Below are 23345 nucleotides of genomic sequence, written 5' to 3'. Positions count from 1 at the left end.
GTGCCGGACGATGATGCGTCCGGCACCCCTGTGGTGGCGATGGAATCGGCTTGTCAGTGCCTGTTGGACACCTCCTGGTCGAGCGATGCGCCCGGCTGCGGGGCCACCCGTCCGGCCCGGTGGATGGGCTCGTGGGAGCGGTAGGAGTGGCCGGTGAGCAGGCCAACCATGAACATGCCGATGGCCAGCGCTCCCAGGGCGAACACGATGTCGCCGGGGGTGCGCAGCCAGCGCAGCGCGGTGAGGGTGGGGCTGGCAAGGAAGTCGGAGCTGCGCGCCCACCAGGTTCCCCGTTCGATGCTGGCCCAGGCCTGGGCCAGGCCGAGCGGCAGCAGGCTGAGCAGGCTCATCATCAGCAGGCCGCCGTTGAGCCCCCAGAAGCCCCATCGCAGCCACCGCTCGTTCCATTCGCGCCCGGGCATCAGGCTGCGCACGCAGAAGAGCATCAGGCCGATGCCGAGCATGCCGTAGACGCCGAACAGGGCGGTGTGGGCGTGTAGCGGCGTCAGGTTGAGGCCCTGGACGTAGAACAGCGAGATGGGTGGGTTGATCAGGAAGCCGAAGACGCCGGCGCCGAGCATGTTCCAGAAGGAGACCGAGACGAAGAAGTAGATGGCCCACTTGTAGCCGGCCACCCATTCGCTCACCTTGAGGATGCGCAGGTTGCGGATGGCCTCGAAGCCGATCAGGGCCAGCGGCACCACCTCGAGGGCGCTGAAGGCGGCGCTGAGGGCCATCACGACATCGTCGGAGCCGGCGAAGTAGAGGTGGTGGCCGGTGCCGATGATGCCGCCGAAGAGGAAGACGGTGGTCGACGCAATCGTGGCGGTGGCGGCCATGCCGGAGCGCACCAGGCCCAGGCGGCTGAACAGGAAGGCGATCACGACCGTCGCGAAGACCTCGAAGAAACCCTCCACCCACAGGTGCACCACCCACCAGCGCCAGTACTCGGTGATCGACAGGTGGGTGTCGTGGCCCATGCCGAAGGCGGCGCCGAAGAAGGAGGCGATCGCCAGGCAGCTCATCAGCAGCATCACCACGAGGCTGCGCTGCGATCCCGAGGCCAGCGGCGCCTCGCTGGTGGGGGTGATGTGCTCGCCGTGGCTGGCCCCTCGCACGGCCGGCCACATGCCGCGTGCCATCAGGAAGAACCAGAGGAAGAGGCCGATGAACAGCCCGATCTGCCAGGCGCGGGCCAGGTCGAGGTATTCCATGCCGGTGGTGCCGAGCCACCAGCTCAGCTCGGTGCCGTAGCCCATCTGGCCGCGGATGGAGAGCCACTGGCCGGCCATCGAGCCGAGCACGACGACGATGAGGGCCCAGAAGAGCACGTTGACGCCGAGCTTCTGCAGCCGTGGTTCGCGTCCACCGACGGCGGGGGCGACGTACAGCCCGGTGGCCAGCCAGGCGGTGGCGATCCACAGGATGCCCAGCTGGGTGTGCCAGGTGCGCACCACGGGATAGGGCAGGACGCGGTCGATCGGGATGCCGTAGAGCGCACCGCCCTCCACGCCGTAGTGCGCCGAGAGGATTCCGACGGCGATCTGCAGCACGAACAGGCCGCCGACGGCGAAGAAGTACTTGAGCGTGGCCCGTTGAGAGGGGGTGGGCTGGTAGCCGAGCAGGGGGTCGTCGTCGGGCGGGGTGTCGGTGACCTCGTTGTCGTCGTGCAGGTTGTGGTACCAGACCATGCCGGCGATGCCGCCGAGCAGCAGGATGAAGCTGACGATGCTCCACAGCACGTTGGTGGTGGTGGGGGTGTTGCCCACCAGCGGCTCGTGCGGCCAGTTGGCGGTGTAGGACTCGTTGCCGTCGGGGCGGTCGGTGGAGGCGGCCCAGCTGGACCACCAGAAGAAGGCGTTCATGTCGGCCATGGCCTGCGCGTCGGCCACGGAGCCCTTGGCGATGGCATAGGGCTCGTTGCCGTCGCGGAAGACCTGGGCGTAGTGCTCGGCATTGGCGCGGTAGGCCTCGGCCCGGCCCGGTGCGAGCGTGATGGTCCCGGTGGCGGGGTCGTGGGTGTTGGTGCGCATTGCCTGCTTGGCGCGTGCCTGCAGCGCCGCCTGGCGTTCCGGGTCGAGCTCCTGGAAGCTCTTGGCGCCCTCCTGGGCGGCGTAGTGGTCGAGCAGGAAGGTGGTCTCGCGGTGCAGCCAGTCGGCGGTCCAGTCGGGGGCGACGTAGGCGCCGTGGCCCCAGACCGAGCCGACCTGTTGTCCGCCGATGGACTGCCAGACTCGCTGGCCGTCCATCACCTGGCCGGCCTCGACGATGACGCTGCCGTCGGCGGCCACCACCTGGGTGGGGATGGGTGGCTTGGAGTGGTCGATGCGCACGCCCATGTAGAGCAGGACGGCGAAGGAGCCCAGCACGACGACGGCCAGGGCGGTCCACCAGCGGCGGTCGCGGGGGTTCATGGAGGTCTTCGGGGGCTGGGGCGCGGCATCTCCAAGACCTGCCGGGGATACTGCTTTCGTTCTGGACAAGGGATCTCCTTTTTTCACGGAATTAGCCGTATAAATAATCTCCCACATTCGTCCCGATGGCCAGACCCCGGGGTGCACCTTGTGGTCCACCAGCACCCTCGTCCAGAAACCACACTGAGAAGACCCCTCGCTGCCGTGGGTGCAATGACGCCCGCTGTCGATGTGGTTTGTGGACGGCGCCCCCGGATCACGCGCCCCGGATCACCTGCCCGGGCACGACGAAGGGGCCGAACGACGATGCGTCCGGCCCCTTCGGGGTACTGCGGGTCAGGTTGGTGTCACTCGGCGTCCAGGTCGCGCTCGACCAGGGCGGCGATCTTCTCGACGGCCTCGGCGTTGTCGCTCTCGACGGTGACCTGGGCGCCCTTCTCGGCACCGAGGGTCATGATGAGCAGCGGCGAGCTGGCGTCGACGGCCTCTTCACCGTCGACGGCCAGGGTGACCTCGTCGTCGAACTCGCCAGCGGCCTCGGCGATGATCGCGGCGGGGCGGGCGTGCAGGCCGACGCTGGAGCCGACGGTAACAGTCTTGCTAGCCATGGTGTTCTCCTTGCTGTGGATCACTACGTGATGGTGATGGATTCAATTGTGACTGATGTCAGGCCGCAACGGCAGCCGGGGCCTCGGAGTTCCTCTTTCCGAGAGATTTGAGGATGATCACGAGGGCCGCCGAGATGACTGCACCCACGAGGATCGAGAGCGCGAAGGCCCAGAACTTGTCGATGGCGAAGAAGACGAACATGCCACCGTGGGGTGCCTTGGAGGCGGTGCCCAGGGCCATGCACATCGCACCGGTGACGGCACCACCGACCATGGTTCCGGGGATGATGCGCAGCGGATCGGCAGCCGCGAAGGGGATTGCGCCCTCACTGATGAAGGAGGCACCCAGCAGCCAGCAGGCCGTCCCGTTCTCCTTCTCCACCTTGGTGAAGAGCTTCGGTCGCAGCGTGGTGGCGATGGCCAGGGCGATCGGGGGCACCATGCCGGCCGCCATCACGGCAGCCATGATCTTCATCGAGGGGGTGGGGGTGGCTGCCACGGCCAGGTTCGTCGTCGCGAACAGGTAGGCCGTCTTGTTCACCGGGCCACCGAGGTCGAAGCACATCATCAGGCCGAGTACGATGCCCAGCAGGATCGCCGACGAGCCGCTCATGCCCGCCAGGCCGCTGTCCATCATGTCCATCAGTGACGCGATCGGTCGGGCCAGGAAGAGGTAGAGCAGGCCACCGGCCACCAGCGAGGCGAGCAGCGGGATGATGACCACGGGCATCAGGCCGCGCAGCCAGCGGGGAACCTTCCAGCCACCGATCCAGGCGGCGGCGGCACCGGCGATCAGTCCGCCGACCAGGGCGCCGAGGAAGCCGGCACCCGTCGCACCGGCCACGGCCCCGGCGACGAAGCCGGGCACGATGCCGGGACGGTCGGCCATCGCGAAGGCGATGTAGCCGGCCAGGGCCGGCAGCAGGAAGGAGAAGGCCAGCGAGCCGAGCTTCCACAGCATCGCGCCCAGGTAGAGCAGCAGGCCGTTGCCGGGCAGGCTGTCGACCTCGTTGGGCTTGAACAGCAGCTTGTGGGTCTCGGGGTCGGTGGCATTGACCACCTCGCCCAGCGTGGGCAGGTTGGTGATCGAGAAGTTGCCGAGGATGTGGTCGCCCACGAAGGGGATCTGGTAGCCACCCAGCAGGAAGCCCAGCGCGATCAGCAGGCCACCGGCGGCGACGAAGGGCACCATGTAGCTGACGCCGGTCATCAGGGCCTGCTGGATGCGCTTGCCGAACGACAGCTGGCTCTTGGCGCCACCGGCGCCGGAGTCGGCAGCGGCCGAGGCGTCACCGGCGACGCGCGGCGCCTTCGGGTCCTTGGCGGCGGCCAGGGCCTCCTCGATCATCTTCTTCGGCTCGTTGATGGCGCGCTTGACACCCGACTCGACCACGGGCAGGCCGGCGAAGCGCTCCCGGCCCTTGACGCCCACGTCGGTGGCGAAGATGACGGCGCTGGCGCGCTCGATCTGCTCTGCCGTGACTGGGTCGGTGGCGGTGGAGCCCTGGGGCTCGGTGACGATCTCGACGCCCATCTCGTCACCGGCCCCGGTGAGGTAGTCGGCGGCCATGTAGGTGTGGGCGATGCCAGTGGGGCAGGCGGTGATGGCGATGATCGACGGCGTGTCGGAGTCGGCCGCGGGGGCCGCGTCCCCGCCGATCGGCACCACATTGCCAGGCTGGCCGGGGGCCGCCTCGGGGCCATTGGGCTCGACGGCGCTGCGGACCAGCTCGACAACCTCGTCCTGGGTGCGGGCCTCGCGCAGGGCCACGAGGAAGTCCTTCTTCACCAGGGCACGGGCCAGCTTGGTGAGCAGCTTCATGTGGTCGGCGCCACCGTGCTCGCTGGCGGCGATCAGGAAGACCAGGTCGGCGCGGCCGTCCTTGGCCCCGAAGTCGACGGGCGTGGTGAGGCGGGCGAAGCCGAGCGAGGCCGTGTTGACCCCGGCTGAGCGGCAGTGGGGGATGGCGAAGCCGCCGGGCATGCCGGTGGGCGACTTGGCCTCGCGGGCCAGCGCGTCGGTGGCCAGCTGGTCGGCGTCTGCTCGTCCGGTGGCGGCGACGATGCCGGCCAGGGAGCGGATCACCTCCTGCTTGGTCTCGCCCAGGTGGACGTCGAGCGCCACCAGTCCGGGCTCGATGAGTGAGGTGGACATCGGTGTACCTTCCATTTTCTCTTGCAGGTCTGTGACGGGGACGCGGTGGCGTCAGTCGATCCGGGTGACGTGCACCTGGTCGACGGGGGCCTGGCTGGGCTCCGGCAGCTGTGATCCGGGCAGGGCGGCGGCGCCGCTGCCCCAGGCGACGGCGCGTCGCAGGCGCTCCTCGGGAGGCAGGTCGTCGCAGTCGGCCATCAGGTAGCCGGCCAGCGAGGAGTCGCCGGCGCCGACGGTGGAGGCGACGGTGATGCTGGGGGCGGCGGCATGCCAGGCGCCCTCCTCGGTGACCAGCAGCGCGCCGGAGCCGCCGAGGGTCACCAGCACCTGGCCGATGCCGCGGGCGGTGAGCTGGCGGGCGGCCTCGAGCACCGGGCTCCAGTTGCCCTCGGCGGCCTGGCGCTCCAGCTCCAGCCCGTCGGTGCCGGTGATCTGGCCGAGTTCCTCGGAGTTCGGCTTGACCAGGTCGGGGGCGGCCTCGGGCAGGTGGCGGGCCAGCGCCATCAGGGGGGCGTCGGAGGTGTCGACGGCGATGCGCACGCCGAGCGGGCGCAGGTGACGGACCAGGTCGGCGTACCAGTCGGTGGGGGCGCCGGGCGGCAGGGATCCGCACAGGGCCACCCAGCGGGCCTGGTGGGCGCTGGCCAGCAGCACATTGCGCAGGGCCACCTGGCGTTCCTCGTCGAGTGGGCTGCCGGGCTCGTTGAGCTTGGTGGTGGTGCCGTCGGCCTCCACCAGGGTGAGGTTGGCGCGCACCGGCTGCCCGGTGGACACCCCCCGGTGCGCGACGCCGAGGGCCCGGAGGCCCTGGATGACAGGGTCGGAGTCGTCGGCGGGCAGCACGGCGAGGCCGGGCCGTCCGGCCAGGTGGACGGCGCGGGCGACGTTGACGCCCTTGCCCCCGGCTTCGGCGGTGACCTCGCCCAGGCGGTTGACGCCGCCGCGGGCCAGGCCTCCCTCGAGCCGGGCGGTGCGGTCGAGGCTGGGATTGGCGGTGAAGGTGACGATCATGCGAGGACGACCTCGATTCCTTGTTGGGTGAGAAGCTCGCTCTGCTTCGGGGTGATGGCGTCGGTGACCAGTACGTCGATGGCGTCCAGTGGCGCGAAGGTGCAGGCGGTCTGGACGTCGAACTTGGAGCTGTCGAGCAGTGCGATGGTGCGCCGGGCACGGGCGACCATCTGTTCCTTGGCGACGGCCTCCTCGGCGTCGGGGGTGGACAGGCCGTGCTCCAGGGAGAGCCCGTTGGCGGCGATGAAGCAGACGTCGGTGTGCAGTCGGCCGAGCGCGGCCACCAGGGCTCCACCGACGCAGGCCTGGGTGAGGCCCTTGACGCGCCCGCCGAGCAGCTGGACGTCGGCACTGGTGCGGCTCGACAGGCTGGCGGCGATCGGGAGGCTGTTGGTGAAGAAGGACAGGCGGGTCTCGGTGGGAACCTGCGCGGCAAGGCGTCCGGTAGTGGTGCCGGAGTCGACCAGCACCGAGGCATAGGGCTGTTCGGGCAGCAGGCGGACGGCGGCTGCGGCGATGCGGTCCTTCTGTTCGCTGTGGCTCTTCTCGCGTTCGGCCAGGGCGAGGTCGCCCAGCTGGAGGATGGTGGCGGGCATCGCGCCGCCGTGGACGCGACGCAGGATGCCGTGCCGGTCGAGGACCTCGAGGTCGCGGCGGATGGTCTCGGGGGTGACGTCGAAACGGGCGGCCGCCTGGGTGACCTGGACGCGCCCCTCGCCGTGCGCGATCTGCACCAGCAGGGTGCGTCTCTCCTCGGCGTACATGGCGTCCTCCTCGACCCCTGTGGCGGCCCATCCAGCAAATACAACATGAAACAACGGCGATCCATGTCTGCTTCGGTTTTTATCGTATGTGATTGTGTGGGAACTGGCAAGGGTCAATTGCTGACCAGACGGTGAAATGTGGGCCCCCGTGTTCTATTGTGGGGGCACTGCCTGCGGCGTCGCAGGCACGACCGCCCGCCTGCGGCCACAGATTCGAACCGGGACGATCCGGAACGAACCGACTGCGGACACCGGGGCGTCACGCACACCGAAGGGTTCCCACATGAGCACCGCCACCGAGTACCGCGGCACCGGAGTCGTCCCCGGCGTCGCCCACGCCCCTGCGATCTGGACCGCACCGCGTCCGCAGCTGCCCGAGCACAGCCCCACCATCCCCGAGGGGGGCCGCGAGGAGGAGGTCGCCCGCTTCTCCGCCGCCGCCGCCACCGTCGCCGGCCGCCTGGCCGAGCGCGCCTCCCACGCCACCGGCGTCGCCGCCAACGTCCTGGAGGCCAATGCCTCGCTCGCCCGGGACAAGGGCTGGCACAAGGCCATCATCAAGCTCGTCAACAAGGGCGTCCCCGCCCCGCAGGCCACCGCCCGGGCCACCGACGAGTTCGTCGCCATGTTCGAGAAGATCGGCGGCCTGATGGCCGAGCGCGCCACCGACCTGCGTGACATCCGTGACCGCGTCATCGCCGAGCTGCTCGGACGCCCCGAGCCCGGCGTGCCCGCCCCGTCCGAGCCGTCGATCCTGCTCGCCGACGACCTGGCGCCCGCCGACACCGCCGGCCTCGACCCCACCCTGGTCATCGGCCTGGTCACCGAGCTGGGCGGCCCCACCAGCCACACCGCCATCATCAGCCGCCAGCTCGGCATCCCCTGCATCGTGGCCGTTGACGGCCTGTCCGCCATCGCCACCGGTGAGCTGCTGCTCGTCGACGGTGAACAGGGCACCATCCGCCTCGGCGTCGACGCCGCCTCCGCCACCTCGCTGGTCGAGGCCGACGAGCAGCGCCGCGAGGCGATCCGCAGCTGGCGCGGCCCCGCCCAGCTGGCCGACGGCACCCCCGTCGACGTGCTGGCCAATGTGCAGGACGGCGCCGGTGCCGCCCGTGCCGCCGCCTCCGAGGCCCAGGGCATCGGCCTGTTCCGCACCGAGCTGTGCTTCCTCTCGGCCGAGAAGGAGCCCACCGTCGAGGAGCAGACTGCGATCTATGCCGACGTCATCAACGCCTTCCCCGGCAAGAAGGTCGTCGTGCGCACCCTCGACGCCGGCAGCGACAAGCCGCTCAAGTTCGCCAACATGGACGAGGAGGAGAACCCGGCCATGGGCGTGCGCGGCATCCGCATCGCCACCGACCAACCGGCCATCCTCACCAACCAGCTCGACGCCATCCAGGCCGCCAGCAAGGGCGAACCCACCTGGGTGATGGCCCCGATGATCGCCACCGTCGACGAGGCCAGGAGCTTCGCCGAGCAGTGCCGTGAGCGTGGGCTCAAGCCCGGCATCATGGTCGAGGTGCCGGCCGTGGCCGTGCAGGCCGAGAAGTTCCTGGAGCACGTCGAGTTCATGAGCATCGGCACCAATGACCTCACCCAGTACACGATGGCCGCCGACCGGATGAGCGCCAAGCTCGCCAGCCTCACCACGCCGTGGCAGCCGGCCGTGCTGGAACTGATCGCGATGACCGCCGCCGCGGGCCAGAAGCTGGGCAAGCCCGTGGGCGTGTGCGGTGAGGCCGCCGCCTCGCCGGTGCTCGCCTGCGTGCTGGTCGGCATGGGTGTCACCTCGCTGTCGATGGCCGTCGCCGCCATCCCGGCGGTCGGCGCCCAGCTGGCGCAGGTGACCCCGGAGCAGTGCAAGGCCGCAGCCCAGGCTGCCTTGGCTGCAACCGATCCGACGGCAGCCGCCGAGGCTGCGCGCACGGCGCTCGCCCAGGCCTGACCCGGCCGGGTGCCGTCCACGGGCCCCCGCACGCACCGCTTCCAGACCGGCTGCCTGCGGGGGCCCTTCGCGTCTGCGCCAAGAGGCCACTGAGAACGCCCCCGACGAGTGACGGGGAATGCGATGCCGGTGGCTAGAGTTGACCCCCGCTGCGGGCGCATCGGCCTCCGCAACATGCCAGAAGGAAGATTCGATGCTGTTCACCGCACCCCCCGGAGGGATCCTGCTGGCTGACGAGACCGTGCTGCGCGGCAAGCTGGACGCCGTGCTCGACGCCCAGGGTCACGTCTGGGTCCGCCCCGTGGACCAGGAAGAGCCGCGTCTGGTTGCCGACGGCCCCGTCCCGCCCGGCCTCGGCATCGACCTGGTGGTCACCCGCCTGTCGATCGACCCCGGCAAGGACGACTCGGGCCGCAACATGCCCACCTCGCTGGCGGCCCGTCCCCGCGACGACGACGGTTACATCGACGACGAGGAGGACCGGGTGGGCGACCAGCTCTGGTGAGCCCCGCCTGGCCGCCAGCGCCAACGGATGACGCCGTGGGCGTGGAACTAGGTTCCACACCCACGGCGTCTCGTTCAGCCCATGGCACGGTCGGCTCAGGCCGACTGCGGCACCTCCAGCTCGGTCACCGGCATCGTCGGGCGCACGATCAGCACCTCGCAGGTGGCGCGGCGCACCACGTCAGTGGCCACCGTGCCCAGCAGCCGCTCGGCGATCGAACGGTCCCGGATGGCGCCGATGACGATCAGCTCGGCGCCGTGCTGGCCGGCGGTCTGTAGCAGCGCCGCGGCCGGGTCACCCTCCACCAGCAGGGCCGCCTTGACCTTCGTCCCGTACTCACCGGCCACCTCGACGGCCTTCATCACCGCCTGCTCGGCCGCCTCGCGGCCCTTCACCTGGTTGATGATGGCCAGGTCGCCGCCCATGGTGGTGGTGTTCTTGGCTTCGACGCGCCCGGCCAGGCTCGACCAGGCGCACACGACCACCAGCTCGGCCTGCTCGTGCGAGGCCAGCCAGGCGGCGCGGGCCACGGTCGGCTCGGCCAGTTCGGAGCCATCGGTGCCGACGACGATCGTGCCGTAGTTGTTCATGCGTGCCATGTCATACTCCTGCCTGGGTGATGACGTCCTCGACGTCCTTGACGATTGGGGGCTCCTTGATGAAGAGCATCACAACGCCGGCGATCGCCAGCATGATGCCCGCGAAGCTCAGCGCACGCGCCGGGTCGCTGCCCAGGAAGTGCTTGAAGACCCAGCCGAAGGTGAGGGTCTGGATGAGCATCGGGATGACGATCATCATGTTGACCAGGCCCATGTAGACGCCATAGCGGCTCGACGGGACCATGCGCACGATCATGATGTAGGGCACGCCCATGATGGAGGCCCAGGCGATGCCGAGACCCACGATGGCAATGATCTGGCCCACCGCGCTGTTCATGTGCGGGAAGACCAGTAGGCTCACGGTGGCGCACCACAGGCAGATGGCGTGCACCCACTTGGCGCCGAGCTTCTTGGCCAGCGCCACCAGGCCGAAGGCAACGCAGAAGGTGACGATGTTGTAGGTGGCGTTCACCTTGCCGGCCTGCGCACTGGCCAGCTGGCCGCCGACCGAGTTCAGGTCGGTCGTGTTGTGCAGCACCTTGGCGATGGCCAGGGCGACGTACTGCCAGTAGCAGTTCATCGCGTACCACTGGAAGAAGTAGACGCCCGCCAGCACCTTCATCGGGGTGGGCATGTCGACCACGGCATCGGTGATGTCGCGGAAGAACTTCTTGACGCCGCCGCCCTCGGCCTTGGCGGCACGGATCTCGGCCAGCTCGGCCGCGCTCGGCTCGTTCTCGGGAGTGGTGGTGACCGAGATCAGCACGGTGACCAGCGAGCAGACCGAGCCCAGCATGAAGGCACCGAAAGCCCACTTCGGGACGCCGTGGCCACTACCCAGCCCGAAGATCCACTGGAAGAAGGTGATCGACAGGTTGGCGAGGGTGATGCCCAGGCCGGTGAAGAAGGACTGCGCCAGGAAGCCCTTGCCGAGCTGCGAGGGGGGCAGCTTGTCGGCGATGAAGGCGCGGTAGGGCTCCATTGCGGTGTTGTTGCTGGCATCCAGGATCCACAACAGCAGCGCCGCGACCCAGACCGCCCAGACGAAGGGGAACAGGAAGAGGCAGACGGCGCAGCCGATGGCGCCGATCAGGAAGAAGGGGCGGCGACGGCCGCGGAAGAAGCCCTTCTCCACCCAGGTGCCGTCCGAGAGGGCGCCGATGATGGGCTGGATCAGCAGGCCGGTGATGGGGCCGGCGAGGTTCAGCAGCGGGAGGTCCTCGGGCGAGGCGCCGAGCATCGAGTAGAGCGGCGTCATCGCCGTCTGCTGCATGCCGAAGGAGTACTGGATGCCGAAGAAGCCGAGGTTCATGAGCAGGATCTGCTTCATGCTCATCAGCGACTTCTGCTGCACCCGGGCGGTGGTGGTGGCGTTGGTCATCGACGACCCCCGTCCGTGGCGCGGCCGGTGGCATTGGCCTGCAGCCAGGCGTCGAGGCGCTCGAGCTCGAGCGCCCAGCCGTCGGTGTGCAGCTGCGACTGGGAGGGGTCATAGGGGCCCTGGATGATGCGGACCAGGGTGTGGCCGCGGCGTCCCAGCTTGGTGAACTCGACGCGCAGCTCCAGCGGCACGTCGGGATTGATGCCGTCGTCGCCGGTGATCCGCTGGCGGGCCACGAAGACGTCGGGGGCGAAGAATTCGGTGAAGACCGCATCGGTGCCGACGACATGGCCGTCGGACTCGCGGACCTTGTCGTGGTGGTGGCGTCCGCCGGTGCGCAGGTCGCTGGTGATGGTGCTCTGGTCGACGTGCCAGCCGGGCGATCCGCGCCACTGCGACATCTTTCCGGGATCGGTGAAGGCTTCGAAGAGGACCTCGCGCGGGTACGGGAATTCCCGTTCCACGACGAGGATCTGGTGCTCTGTCATGGGTTGCCTGTTCTGCCGTGTGGGCCCTTGGCCCAGGGGTGTGTGGGAGAACACTCCCACATCCGGGATCGTCTTCGTAAGTCAGTCCGGCCCCGAATCTTCCGGGCACGACCAGTCGGACATCGCGTGCTGCCGATTGCATCCGAACGGACACCGAACGGAGTCCGGATGGGGAATTCAGTCCGGCCCGAGGATCCACAGACGTCTCTCCGACGCCACACAGCAGACACATAGGCTCGCTCGGGAGTGTGTGGGAGTACCCGACGACGAAAGGTCTCCCGATGACCACCCTCCCCCTGCTGCGCGGCAGCCGACCAGCCGCCCTCGACAGGCTCGGCCAACGCGCGGAGGAGCCCACCGGCTCCACCGTCCAGCCCCGCCGCGGCCGCACGGCCCGGATCCTGCTCGGCGACGAGTCCGACCCCGCCTGGGCTCGTCCCGGCCTGTGGGCGCTGCTGGCCCTCAGCGCCATGGTCTACCTGTGGAACCTGACCAACAGCGGTTACGCCAATGACTTCTACGCCGCCGCGGTGAAGTCGGGCACCCAGAGCTGGACCGCCTGGCTCTTCGGCTCGCTCGACTCCGCCAATGCGATCACCGTCGACAAACCCCCGGCCTCGCTGTGGGTGATGGGCCTCAGCGCCCGCCTGTTCGGCTTCTCCTCCTTCTCGCTGCTGCTGCCGCAGGCGCTGATGGGCATCGGCACCGTCGCGACGGTCGCCGCCGCGGTGCGTCGCTGGCACGGTCACGCCGCCGGCCTGGTCGCCGGTGCACTGGTGCTGGTCACCCCCGTCGCCGCGATGATGTTCCGCTTCGACAATCCCGACGCGATGCTCACCCTGCTGATGTCGCTGGCCGGCTACTGCGTCGTGCGCGCCATCGAGACGAGCCGTGGCCGCACCGCCCTGCGCTGGATGGTGGCCGCCGGAGCCGCGATCGGCTTCGCCTTCCTCACCAAGATGCTGCAGGGCATGCTCGTGCTGCCAGGCTTCGTGCTGGCCTATGCCCTGGCCGCTCCCCGCAGCATCCGGGCCCGCCTCGGGCACCTGCTCGCCGCCCTGCTCTCGATGGTCGTCTCGGCCGGATGGTTCGTCGCCCTCGTCTCGCTGTGGCCCGCCGCCAGGCGCGCCTACATCGGTGGCTCCACCAACAACTCGCTGTGGGAACTGGCACTGGGCTACAACGGCCTGGGTCGCATCCTCGGCGGCGCCGGCAATGGCGGTGGCGGCCAGGGTGGTGGCCCCGGCGGTGGCTTCAGTGGCAGCACCGGCATCACCCGCATGTTCAACAGCCAGTTCGCCACCGAGACCAGCTGGTTCCTGCCCGCCGCGCTGATCCTGCTCCTCGCCGGCCTTGCCGCTCGTGGCCTGGCCCCTCGCACCGACCGGGTGCGTGCCTCGCTGGTGGTCTGGGGCGGCTGGATGGTCTCCACCGCCCTGGTGCTCAGCTTCATGGAGGGCACCGTCCACACCTACTACGCCATCGCCCTGACCCCCGGCATCGCCGCCACCATTGCGGTGGCGGGTCGGGAACTGGTCGAGCAGGGTCGTCGGGAAGGCGCGGTGGGCATCGTCTGGCGCACCGTGGTGGCGCTGGCCGTCGCCGTCACCGCCGGGTGGGGATTCCACCTGCTGGAGACCAGCGCCGACGGCTGGAACAGCTGGCTGCGGTGGGTCGCCCTCGTGGGTGGCCTGGCCGGTGCCCTGGCCTACCTGGTCCTGGGCATCTCGCAGCGCAAGCAGCTGCAGACCCTGGCCCTGGCAGCCCTGATCGCAGGATCCGTTGCCGCCGTCACCCCGGCGGCAGCCTGGACCGTCGCCACGGTGAACGTCGGCCACACGGGCTCGATGCCCACCTCGGGTCCCGCCGTCGCCGGCAGCGCCATGGGTGGAATGGGTGGCGGACAGCGGGGTGGCACGCCTCCGACCGGCACCGCACCCACCGGCACCGCTCCGACCGGTACCGCTCCGACCGGCACCCAGCAGGGGCAGTCGAGCACCGGCAGCGCTCCCACCGGGAACGGGGGTGGCGACGCCGAGCAGACCAGCTCCGCACTGACCGAGCTGCTCAATTCCACCAGCTCCAGGTGGTCTGCCGCGGTGATCGGTGACCAGACGGCCGCCGGCTACATCCTCGACTCGGACACCGCCGTGATGTCGATCGGCGGATGGTCGGGCAGTGACGAGAACGTCACCCTCGAGCAGTTCAAGGCCTACGTCGCCAACGGGGACATCAGCTACTTCATCTCCGGTGGTGGCAGGGGTGGACCCGGCGGGGACAGTGGCTCCGGCGCCGAGATCAGCCAGTGGGTGCAGGAGAACTTCACCGCGAAGACCGTCGGCGGCGCCACCGTCTATGACCTGACCAGCAGCTGACCCCACCCGTTCCACGTGGAACGTCGGGTACCACGCCCCCGGCCCCTTCGGGTCGGGGGCGTGCTGGCATGGGGCAGTAAATGCAGCGCATACGGCGGCCAAGGAGATTTGAACGTGTCGTGCGCCGCCAGCGGCGCATTTCCAGCAGCCTGCGGGCTCAACTCCACTTCTCGAGCGCGGGATGCCAGCCGCGCAGCAGCCCCAGCAGCTCCTCGGGCGAGCCGGCCACCACCAGCGACTCGCGGAAGCGGGCATCCAGGAATCCCTTGTCCACCATGGAGTCGACCATCGCCAGCAGCGGCTGCCAGAAACCGCCCACGTCGTAGAGGGCCACCGGCTTGGCATGGAGGCCGAGCTGCTGCCAGGTCCAGGCCTCGAAGAGCTCCTCCAAGGTGCCGATCCCGCCGGGCAGGGCGACGAAGGCGTCGCCGAGCTCGGTCATCCGCTGCTTGCGCTGGTGCATGGTGTCCACCACGTGCAGGTCCGTCAGTCCGGGGTGGGCGAGCTCGCGGTCCAGCAGGTGCTGCGGGATCACGCCGGTCACCAGGCCCCCGGCCGCCAGCGCGGCGTCGGCGACCCGGCCCATCAGGCCGACATGCCCGCCGCCGTAGGCGATGGCGATGCCGTGGTCGGCCAGGTGGGTCGCCAGCTCCGCGACCGCCTCGCCCAGCCGGGCATCGGTTCCGGCGCTGGCCCCGGTGAAGACCGTCACGGTGCGCAGCGGTGAGGCCAGCGCCGGCAGCACCCGGAACTCCAGCATCGGCGCCAGGTCGGCGGGAAGCGGCTCGTCGGGCGAGAGCCAGCGCATCTCCTCGATCTCGGCGGCCACCGTCGGCACCCCCTCCAGCGGGTGGCTGTAGACGGTGGAGAGCAGCGAGTGCCCGGCCTCGTTGGCGGCCTCGGAGCGGAAGCGTCCCACCAGCTCCAGGCGGTCGAGCCGCAGCTCCAGGCCCAGCTCCTCGGCGATCTCGCGCACCGCCGTGCGGTCGGGGGACTCGTCGGCCTCCGGCTTGCCGCCGGGCAGCATGAATCGGGTGGTGCCGCGCTTGCGTACGGTCAGTACCCGGCCCTGGTCGTCGCGCAGGACGACGGCGCTGACGGTGATGGTGGGTCCAGGCATGGGTCTCCTCGAGGTGGCAGGTGGGTGGAAGCAGGGGAGGTCTCAGTCGGTGCCGTGCAGCAGGGATGGCAGCCAGCTGCCGCGCAGCGCCACCAGCACGGTGACGCAGACGGCCAGCAGCACCACCGACAGTGCGATCGCGGCGTCGGGATCCCCCTGCATGGCCAGGTAGACGGCCAGCGGCATGGTCTGGGTGGTGCCGGGGAAGTTGCCGGCGAAGGTGATGGTGGCGCCGAACTCGCCCAGGGCCCGCGCCCAGCACAGCACCAGGCCGGAGACCAGGCTGGGCACCTGCAGTGGCAGGGTGATGTGCCACAGCACCTGGCGTGGGCCGGCGCCCATCGTCTGCGCCGCCTCCTCCAGCTCCCGGTCGCGCTGGCGCAGCGATCCCTCGAGACCTACCACCAGGAAGGGCATGGCGACGAAGACCTGGGCCATCACGACGGCGGCCGTGGTGAAGCCCAGGCGGATTCCGAACCAGGACTCCAGTGGCTGCCCGAGCAGGCCCATCCTGCCGAAGGCCATCAGCAGCGCCACCCCGCCCACCACCGGTGGCAACACCAGCGGCACGGTCACCAGGGCGCGCAGCCAGGTGGCGATGCGCGGCGGGCAGTGCACCAGCAGCCAGGCCAGCGGCACGCCGAGCACCAGGCAGATGAGGGTGGCGACGGCGGAGGTGCCCAGCGAGAGCCCCAGGGCGTGCCCCACGGTGGGGCCCTGGACGATGCTGGCCATGCGTCCCCAGGGGGCGCGGACCAGCAGGGCCAGCAGTGGCAGTGCCAGGAAGGCGGCACCGACGAACCCCACCGCCACCAGCGGCGCGGAGGTGGGCCGCGCACCACGCCGGGTCACGGGAGGAAGCCGTCGGCGGCCAGCACCTTCTGGCCCTGCTCGGACAGGACCAGGTCGACGAAGGCCTGGGCCGTCGCGAGCTGCCGGCTGGAACGCAGGGTCGCGATCGGGTAGCTGGTGCGGGCATTGCGGCCGTCCGGGATCTCGATGCCGCGCACGGATTCGCCGGCGGCCCGCACGTCGGTGACGTAGACGATGCCGGCATCGGCCTCGCCGAGAGCGACCCGGGTGAGCACTGCCTTCACGTCGGGTTCCCAGCTGGAGGGGCTCACCGAGAGGTGGTCGGCCTGGAGCACCTGCTGGCTGGCGGCGCCGCACGGTACCTGGACGTCGCACAGGGCCACGTCCAGACCGGGCCGGGCCAGGTCGTCGAGGCGCGTGACGCGACCTGGGTTGCCGGCCGCGACCACCACCTGCATCTCGTTGCGGGCGAAGGTCACCGGACTGCCGACGGCACCGGCCTGTTCGGCGATGCGCATGGTGGCGGGCGAGGCGGCGGCGAAGACATCGGCCGGGGCGCCCTGCCCGATCTGTGCGGCCAGTGTCGAGGACCCGCCGAAGCTGAACTGCACCGTGCTTCCCGGGTGCTGCTGCTCGAAGATCCGGCCCAGCTCGCTGAAGCTCTCCTTGAGACTGGCCGCGGCGAAGACGGTGATGGTGCGCCGTCCGGTCGAGGCGGCGGGGCTCGCGGGTGCCTCGGCGCCTCCCAGGGGGCTGCACCCGCCCAGCGCGCCGGCCGCCACCAGGGCGGCAGCGCCGGCTGTCACGGGGCGGGGGATGGGCATGGCCCCCATCCAATCGCATGGAGCAAGCGCCGACGAAACGCCGTGGCCCGCCCGATCGTCCCCCTTCCAGCGCTGCGCCACATAGTCTCGAGGCATGACACGTCGCCCGGTAGCCCACGCCGCGCTCCTGCGCGCCCTGGCGCCGGTGGCTGCCCTGGGGCTGCTGGCATCGTGCACCGCCCCGGAGCCGCCGGGCGTCCCCTCGCAGCGGCCGGGGGTGAAGGGCGCCGGCGCCTCGACGAGCTCGCAGCCGCCGCAGCCCAGCACCTCGCAGTCCGACGACCCGGCACCCCCGCTTGCCGTGAGGTGGAGCCTGGATGACGTGATTCCCGCCACCGACGTGCGCAATGTGGCTGGCCGTGCAGTGCTGGTGGTGAGCAAGGGTGGCGCCTTCGAGCTGCAGGTGCTGGATCTGCGCACCGGCGGGGTGCAGTGGGCACACCGGGTGGGAACTTCGCTGGTGCCCACCTCGGCCCCCATGTCGGTGACGGCCCTGGCCAATCGGCATGTCGCCGTGCTGGAACCGCTGCCCGGCAAGGATGGCCGGGCCCGGATGCGACTGCTCGACGTGGAGCAGGACGGGACGGCGGTCGCCAGCACCGGCATCCACCAGTTCATCAGCTTCCCCCGGCCGTGCGACGACGACTCCGGTTGGGTCTGCGCGAGCGCGTTGAAGGGTAGCGGGGTGGTGCAGTTGCGGCTGTCGGCCACGGGCGGTGCCGTGCAGCGGACCGTGCCGCAGGTGGGGGACAGCTACACCGAGATCGGCCCGCGGGGCATGGTCCGTTTCCTCGACGCAGGCTCACGCCGGCCGACCATCGGAATGCTCTCCGAGGGGAAGTTGCTGTGGAAGAAGCCCGAGCGTGAGCTCTTCGGCTCGATGGTGCCCGAGGAGGGTTGGGTGGTGCGCCAGCAGGGCACCGTGGTCTACGGCACGGTGACCCTGCCCCGTGCCCAGGTGACCGACCCGATGCCGCGCCGGATGGCCAGCTTCGGCCTGGACGGTCGCACCGGGCGGCTGCTGTGGCGCACCACCGGCGCCGACCTGGGGTGCAGCGCCCGCCGCGACGTCGAGTTGGTCTGCCAGTGGCAGGCCGGCACGATGCGTCGTGACGGTCGGGTCATCGATGGGCGGATGGTCGTCTCGCGTATCGACCTGCGCACCGGCCAGCCGCTGTGGAGCACCCGCCCCTTCTTCGTGCAGGGCCAGGGGGTGGCCCAGCTGGGCACCAGCGGCGACGGCGTCGTGGTCACCGAGCCGGAGTCGCGCACCCACATCGATGCGGTGACCGGCACCACGCGGCCGGCCACCGCCAGCGACATCACCTGGCACCAGGTGCACACCCGGGTGCCGGAGCCCGTCGTCGAGCCGCGAGGGGACCGTCCCGGGGTGAGCCGCCGTGCCCGGTTGAACCGGCCGGTGCCGGTCTCGGACCCGCTCCGCATCCATGGTCCGCTGCCGCCGGGGGTGGGGGCCCAGTTCGGGCGGACCCAGGTCTTCGCGATGCCGGGACGGGTGGTGGCGGTCCAGCGGCCCTGACGCGTCCGTTCGGCGCGGCGGGGCGTCGCTAGGCTGGCGCCATGCCGCTGCTCCTGCTGGACCTGGACAACACCATCATCGACCGTGCCGCCGCCTTCCGCGGCTGGGCCGTCGACCTCCTCGCCGAACGGGGTGCCGATCCGGGACTGCTGGAAGAGATGGTGCGGGCCGACGGCGACGGCCTGCGCCCCAAGCCCGAGGTGGCCCTCGACCTGCAGTCCCTGCTGGGGTTGGACGAGCAGGAGACGGGATCGATCGTCGCGGTGCTCCGCCAGGGGGTGCTGGACCACGTCAGCGTGGCGCCGGAGGTGGTCGGGGCCCTGGGCCGGGCGAGTGCGGCCGGCTGGACCCCCTTCGTCGTCACCAATGGCGTGGTGCCGCAGCAGGACCTGAAGATCACCCGACTGGGACTGGATGCCCATCTGGCCGGCTGGGTGGTGAGCGATGTGGTGGGTGTGCGCAAGCCCGATCCGCGCATCTTCGACATCGCCGCCGAGCAGGCAGGGCAGTCGCTGGAGGGGGCGTGGATGGTGGGTGATGCCCATGACACCGACATTGCCGGGGCGCAGGCGGCGGGCCTCCGGTCGATCTACCTGAGCCGTGGGCGGCAGTGGCCGCAGGGCCAGCCGGAGCCGACGGCCTTCGCGGACTCCTTCGTCGAGGCGATCGAGATCGTGATGGGCAGCTGAGCCACCCCAGACGTGACGACGGTCCGCGCTGAGCGTCGGGCGCGGACCGTCGTGTGTCTTGGAGGTGTTTGCCGTTCAGGCGGCGATGAGGGTGGGCTTGCTGTATTCGCGGACGGTCTCGGGCGTGGCCAGGAGGACGTCGACGGTGTCCCGGGGGGCCGGGGTGTCGAGGATCCAGAGGGTTGCAGCGCCGGCCCACAGTGCGACGACGAGCAGTACAAGGATGATCGGGGTCATGACATCTCCTGCGGTTCGAGCGGCCTACTGCGCCGTACCTCTGCGGTGAGGTGGTCTGACACTAGCGCCTCAGCAAAGCTTCAGGGAAGTAGCTGACACCAAAACTCGGCGTGTCAGGGAACTTTGGTCGGGGTGCGGGATCCCGTGCGTTCAGGCGGCCTCGTGCAGGCTGTCATTGCGGGTGGTCTCATCGCGGTGCGCGAGTGCGGCATCGATGCCGTGGCGGGTGGTGGCGGCCGACTCGCCCAGCACGACGAGGGTGGCGGCGACGACGAGCAGCAGGACGATCAGGGCGAGGGCGATCATGACTTGTTCTCCAAGTAGAAACGACAGTTACTTGTTGCTCCAAGCCCCCGCAAGGAGTTCATTGCTCCGGTGGATCTGCTTCTGTGACGAGGATTCCCCGTGTTTGGATGGCTGGCTTCCCATCCCTTGCCAGCATGTCATTCCCCGACCGCACGACGCAAATAAAACGGTAAAGTTGGCGAAGATCTTCAGCTCCACGACGTGAAAACCTGATTGTTGCAAGCCACGACAGGATGTAGTCGTGATTGCTGCGCATCGGCTCGTGGTGCCGGCGGCGGCCTCGCACGGCCGGGTGGGACGCGCTCGGGTAGTCTCTGGGGTCCCATGCGCCACCCCAGACTCGTGCCCAGCACCACCCCCGTCCACTGCCACCAGGACCCAGCCCCGCCTGCTCCGACAGGACCCCGCGCATGAGCACCTCCGCCTTCGAGCACATCTCCCCGGCCTGGCCCGGCCGTGCGCCCTGGGGAACGGCCCGCAGCCTGCGCGCCTGGCAGCAGGAGGCCCTCGACACCTACCTGGCCGACGAACCCCGCGACTTCCTCGCCGTCGCCACCCCCGGCGCCGGCAAGACCACCTTCGCCCTGCGCATCGCCGCCGAGCTGCTGCACCGGCGCATCGTCACCCGGATCACCGTCATCGCCCCCACCGAGCACCTCAAGGTGCAGTGGGCAGAGGCCGCCGCCAAGGTGGGCATCAACATCGACCCCGGCTTGGGCGGCTCGATGCGCGGCCGGTCCAAGGAGTACGACGGCATCGCCGTCACCTATGCCGGTGTCGCCGCGCGCGTGCACCACTACCGGGCGCGCACCGAGAACTTCAAGACCTTGGTCATCCTCGACGAGGTGCACCACGCCGGCGACGCGTTGAGCTGGGGCGACGCGATCCAGGAGGCCTTCGAACCCGCCACCCGGCGCCTGGCGCTGACCGGTACCCCCTTCCGCTCCGACGAGACCCCGATCCCCTTCGTCACCTACGAGGAGCTGCCGTCGGGTGCGCGCCAGTCACGCGCTGACTACACCTACGGCTATGCCGAGGCGCTGCGCGACAATGTCGTGCGGCCCGTGCTCTTCATGGCCTACGGCGGTCCGATGCGCTGGCGCACCAAGGCCGGCGAGGTGCTGGCCGCCAACCTGGGCGAGGCGCTCACCAAGGACCTCACCGCCCACGCCTGGCGCACCGCGCTGGACCCCAAGGGGGAGTGGATGGGGCAGGTGCTGCGCGCCGCCGACATCCGCCTGGGCGAGGTGCGTCGCCACGTCCCCGACGCCGGAGGGCTGGTGATCGCCACCAACCAGACCCAGGCCCGCGCCTACGCCCGGATGCTGCAGCAGATCACCGACGAGAAACCCACCGTCGTGCTCAGCGACGAGATGGGCGCCAGCAAGCGGATCGAGGACTTCAGCGAGGGCACCGGACGCTGGCTCGTCGCCGTGCGCATGGTCAGCGAGGGTGTCGACGTCCCACGCCTGTCGGTGGGGGTCTATGCCACCGCCACCAGCACCCCGCTCTTCTTCGCCCAGGCCATCGGACGCTTCGTGCGCACCCGTCGCCGCGGCGAGGTGGCCACCATCTTCCTGCCGACGGTACCCATCATCCTGTCCCACGCCTCCCACATGGAGGAGCAGCGCGACCACGTGCTCGGCGGCCGCAAGAAGGGCGAGGACGACCTGTTCGCCCAGGAGGAGCTGCTGGTGGAGGCCGCCAACAAGGACCAGAAGGCCTCCGACGACCTCTTCGGCGAGTGGGAGGCGCTGGAGTCGGTGGCCCAGTTCGACCACGTCATGTTCGACTCGCAGCAGTTCGGGCTCAATGCCGAACCCAGCTCCGACGAGGAACGCGACTACCTGGGCCTGCCGGGCCTGCTCGAGCCCGACCAGGTGGCCGACCTGCTCAAGGAGCGGCAGCGCCGCCAGCTCAAGCGGCAGGAGCGCCGCGACCGCAAGGAGAAGGTGCCGCTGGAGGTGAGCCTGCACCGGGCCCTGGAGACCCGCCGCAAGGAGCTCAACTCCCTGGTGAGCCAGTACGCCCGCTCGCGCGGCGTGCCGCACTCCCACATCCACGCCGAGCTGCGGCGCCAGGCCGGTGGCCCGAGCCTGGCGAAGGCCACCACGGACGAGGTCGACGCGAGGATCCGGCTGATCCGCAAGTGGCACAACGGGCGCTGAGCCCCCTGGACCGCCGGCCCCGTCCACAAACCACATCGAGAGCACCCGTTGGTGTCGTGGGCGCAGTGACGACTGCCGTGAGTGTGGTTTGTGGACGACGCGTTGTCCACAGGGGGTCCATCGCGGTGACTTTTTCTGGCCCATCGCCCACACAGTCCTGGCATGGATGGCAATGGTGGCCCCTGCGGGGGCATCTGGACGGCCAAGGACCTCATCGACGCGGGGCTGGGGCAGTCGGCGGTGCGCAGGCTGCTGGTGGAGGGTCGCTTGCGCAGGGTGCGGCGGGGCTGGTACGCGGAACCAGCTGCCGATCCGGCCGTGGTGCGCGCCGTGGCACTCGGCGGTGCTCTGGGCTGTGTGTCCGCCTTGGCCCGGGCGGGGGTGTGGGTGCCGCCCACTTCCGAGGTGCACGTGCGGACCTCGCGGTGGCGGCAGCAGGTGATGCCACCCGGCGTGCTGCGGTGCCCACCTGTGGGAGGGCCGGACGCGGTGCCGGTACAGGCCGTGGACCCGGTGGAGGTGGCGCTGCGCTCGGCATGGTTCTGCCAACCGGACGAGTCGCTGGTCGCGCTGATGGACTCGGTGGTGCACCTGGGACTGCTGCCGGGCGCGCAGCTCGAGGGGATCCTGGGGTCCACGGTCAGGGCGAGGGCGCTGGTCGCCCGCTGCGACCGTGCCGAGTCCGGCACCGAGAGCCGGGTGCGGCTACGGCTGCGCGCCAGGAGGATCCCGTTGCGGCCGCAGGTCTGGGTGACCCCTCGCGACAGGGTGGACCTCCTGGTGGGGGAACGGCTGGTGATCGAGGTCGACAGCCGCGCGCACCACACGGGCGAGGACAACTACCGGTGTGACAGGGACCGGGACCTGCGGCTGAGGGCGTTGGGCTTCATCGTGGTGCGGCTGACCCATGAACAGGTGATGTACCGCTGGGACGAGGTGGAGCCGGCGCTCCTGGCGATGGTTCGCCGCGGGGACCAGTGGTGGGGCGCGCGGCGAGGCGCGGCGTGAGGCCAGGCTTCCGCCACGGCGATCCACAAACCACATCCAGGAGCGCCCTGGGTGCACCAGCCGCACCAGGGGTCCCTCTCGATGTGGTTTGTGGACGAGGACGAGGGCACCCCGGACGCAGCTGTGCCCCTGACCGCTCAGGGCGGGTCCGGGGCACAGGTCCGTGGGATGTGGTGGGGAGTCCTCAGCGCAGCCGCGCGAAGGGCGCGACCGGGGTGGATTCTGCGGCCAGAGCCGGGATCGCCATCAGTGAGGTGGCGGCAAGCAGGGCCACGGCTGCGACTCGGCGACGAAGTCGTAGCTCGGAGTGGGGTTCTGAGCTGGTCTTCATGGATTCGACAGTATGACTCGTCTGCTGGCCTCGCAAGGGCTTGCCGAGGAATCGCGTACTA

At 70.2% G+C, this 23345-nt stretch carries 20 protein-coding genes and 1 pseudogene; 7 read left to right on the top strand and 14 right to left on the bottom strand.

The features are described 5' to 3' along the window. Positions 1–53: 53 nt before the first annotated feature. The 5 genes from ACHFFZ_RS10490 to ACHFFZ_RS10470 all read right to left on the bottom strand — a co-directional run bounded on the left by ACHFFZ_RS10490 (position 54) and on the right by ACHFFZ_RS10470 (position 6952). Positions 54–2414 carry a nitric-oxide reductase large subunit gene (locus ACHFFZ_RS10490; RefSeq protein WP_394276572.1) on the bottom strand — a complete coding sequence of 787 codons (2361 nt, stop codon included), beginning with the start codon at positions 2412–2414 and terminating at the stop codon, positions 54–56. 347 nt (positions 2415–2761) lie between these two features. Then, the gene (locus tag ACHFFZ_RS10485; protein WP_394276571.1) at positions 2762–3022 is read right to left on the bottom strand and encodes an HPr family phosphocarrier protein; all 261 of its coding nucleotides are present in this window, start codon (positions 3020–3022) and stop codon (positions 2762–2764) included. Between the two features lie 58 nt (positions 3023–3080). Beyond that, positions 3081–5177, bottom strand: coding sequence for a fructose-specific PTS transporter subunit EIIC (locus ACHFFZ_RS10480; protein ID WP_394276570.1), 2097 nt, complete (start codon positions 5175–5177; stop codon positions 3081–3083). Positions 5178–5228: 51 nt separating this feature from the next. After that, a complete protein-coding gene (locus ACHFFZ_RS10475) occupies positions 5229–6188 on the bottom strand; it encodes a 1-phosphofructokinase family hexose kinase (protein WP_394276569.1) in 960 nt (319 codons plus the stop codon). Beyond that, positions 6185–6952 (bottom strand): DeoR/GlpR family DNA-binding transcription regulator, encoded by a 768-nt coding sequence (locus ACHFFZ_RS10470; RefSeq protein WP_394276568.1) that lies wholly within the window; start codon positions 6950–6952, stop codon positions 6185–6187. Before ACHFFZ_RS10470 ends, ACHFFZ_RS10475 begins: the two co-directional genes overlap by 4 nt. A 283-nt stretch (positions 6953–7235) precedes the next feature. Here ACHFFZ_RS10470 and ptsP point away from each other — a divergent pair, with 283 nt between their 5' ends. Together ptsP and ACHFFZ_RS10460 are read left to right on the top strand one after the other, a co-directional pair. Next, complete coding sequence (gene ptsP / locus ACHFFZ_RS10465) at positions 7236–8900, top strand: phosphoenolpyruvate--protein phosphotransferase (RefSeq protein ID WP_394276567.1); 1665 nt, start codon at positions 7236–7238, stop codon at positions 8898–8900. Positions 8901–9093: 193 nt separating this feature from the next. Beyond that, positions 9094–9405 (top strand): hypothetical protein, encoded by a 312-nt coding sequence (locus tag ACHFFZ_RS10460; RefSeq protein ID WP_394276566.1) that lies wholly within the window; start codon positions 9094–9096, stop codon positions 9403–9405. A 95-nt stretch (positions 9406–9500) separates the two neighbouring features. Here the strand turns inward: ACHFFZ_RS10460 and ACHFFZ_RS10455 are convergent, their stop codons facing one another. From ACHFFZ_RS10455 to ACHFFZ_RS10445, 3 genes and pseudogenes are all read right to left on the bottom strand, one after another. Continuing rightward, positions 9501–10004 carry a universal stress protein gene (locus tag ACHFFZ_RS10455; RefSeq protein WP_394276565.1) on the bottom strand — a complete coding sequence of 168 codons (504 nt, stop codon included), beginning with the start codon at positions 10002–10004 and terminating at the stop codon, positions 9501–9503. Between the two features lie 673 nt (positions 10005–10677). Further along, positions 10678–11316 (bottom strand): annotated as a pseudogene (locus ACHFFZ_RS10450) (MFS transporter); the annotation flags it as partial. Between the two features lie 65 nt (positions 11317–11381). Further along, positions 11382–11873, bottom strand: coding sequence for an SRPBCC domain-containing protein (locus ACHFFZ_RS10445; protein ID WP_394276564.1), 492 nt, complete (start codon positions 11871–11873; stop codon positions 11382–11384). A gap of 281 nt (positions 11874–12154) precedes the next feature. On the opposite strand from ACHFFZ_RS10445, the gene ACHFFZ_RS10440 reads away from it, so the two are divergent. Beyond that, entirely contained in the window at positions 12155–14248 is a 2094-nt protein-coding gene (locus tag ACHFFZ_RS10440) for an ArnT family glycosyltransferase (RefSeq protein ID WP_394276563.1), read from the top strand. 157 nt (positions 14249–14405) lie between these two features. On the opposite strand, the gene ACHFFZ_RS10435 is transcribed toward ACHFFZ_RS10440, so the two are convergent. From ACHFFZ_RS10435 to modA, 3 genes are read right to left on the bottom strand one after another with little or no spacing between them, the layout of a single operon-like run. Further along, positions 14406–15368, bottom strand: coding sequence for a TIGR00730 family Rossman fold protein (locus tag ACHFFZ_RS10435; protein ID WP_394276562.1), 963 nt, complete (start codon positions 15366–15368; stop codon positions 14406–14408). Between the two features lie 42 nt (positions 15369–15410). Continuing rightward, positions 15411–16220 carry an ABC transporter permease gene (locus ACHFFZ_RS10430; RefSeq protein ID WP_394276561.1) on the bottom strand — a complete coding sequence of 270 codons (810 nt, stop codon included), beginning with the start codon at positions 16218–16220 and terminating at the stop codon, positions 15411–15413. Beyond that, positions 16217–17005 (bottom strand): molybdate ABC transporter substrate-binding protein, encoded by a 789-nt coding sequence (modA, locus tag ACHFFZ_RS10425; protein WP_394276560.1) that lies wholly within the window; start codon positions 17003–17005, stop codon positions 16217–16219. Before modA ends, ACHFFZ_RS10430 begins: the two co-directional genes overlap by 4 nt. Positions 17006–17099: 94 nt before the next feature. Between modA and ACHFFZ_RS10420 the strand changes: the two genes are divergently transcribed. Further along, a complete protein-coding gene (locus ACHFFZ_RS10420) occupies positions 17100–18545 on the top strand; it encodes a hypothetical protein (protein WP_394276559.1) in 1446 nt (481 codons plus the stop codon). Between the two features lie 41 nt (positions 18546–18586). Continuing rightward, the gene (locus ACHFFZ_RS10415) at positions 18587–19234 is read left to right on the top strand and encodes an HAD family hydrolase (protein WP_394276558.1); all 648 of its coding nucleotides are present in this window, start codon (positions 18587–18589) and stop codon (positions 19232–19234) included. Between the two features lie 75 nt (positions 19235–19309). Here ACHFFZ_RS10415 and ACHFFZ_RS10410 read toward each other — a convergent pair whose 3' ends face one another. Together ACHFFZ_RS10410 and ACHFFZ_RS10405 are read right to left on the bottom strand one after the other, a co-directional pair. Continuing rightward, the gene (locus ACHFFZ_RS10410) at positions 19310–19471 is read right to left on the bottom strand and encodes a hypothetical protein (protein WP_394276557.1); all 162 of its coding nucleotides are present in this window, start codon (positions 19469–19471) and stop codon (positions 19310–19312) included. Positions 19472–19621: 150 nt separating this feature from the next. Continuing rightward, on the bottom strand, positions 19622–19777 hold the full coding sequence (locus tag ACHFFZ_RS10405; protein ID WP_394276556.1) for a hypothetical protein: 156 nt from the start codon (positions 19775–19777) through the stop codon (positions 19622–19624). Positions 19778–20187: 410 nt separating this feature from the next. On the opposite strand from ACHFFZ_RS10405, the gene ACHFFZ_RS10400 reads away from it, so the two are divergent. Further along, on the top strand, positions 20188–21945 hold the full coding sequence (locus tag ACHFFZ_RS10400; RefSeq protein WP_394276555.1) for a DEAD/DEAH box helicase: 1758 nt from the start codon (positions 20188–20190) through the stop codon (positions 21943–21945). A gap of 162 nt (positions 21946–22107) precedes the next feature. Beyond that, positions 22108–22953, top strand: a complete 846-nt coding sequence (locus ACHFFZ_RS10395; protein WP_394276554.1) for a type IV toxin-antitoxin system AbiEi family antitoxin domain-containing protein — start codon at positions 22108–22110, stop codon at positions 22951–22953. A 184-nt stretch (positions 22954–23137) separates the two neighbouring features. Here ACHFFZ_RS10395 and ACHFFZ_RS10390 read toward each other — a convergent pair whose 3' ends face one another. Further along, positions 23138–23284 (bottom strand): hypothetical protein, encoded by a 147-nt coding sequence (locus ACHFFZ_RS10390; protein ID WP_394276553.1) that lies wholly within the window; start codon positions 23282–23284, stop codon positions 23138–23140. Between the last annotated feature and the right edge of the window lie 61 nt (positions 23285–23345).

Origin of the sequence: Luteococcus sp. (assembly GCF_043424415.1) — a bacterium.
In the GTDB taxonomy this organism is placed as follows: Bacteria; Actinomycetota; Actinomycetes; order Propionibacteriales; family Propionibacteriaceae; genus Luteococcus.
The sequence above is the reverse complement of the archived record's forward strand: the minus strand, read 5'-3'. Positions and strand labels throughout refer to the sequence as shown.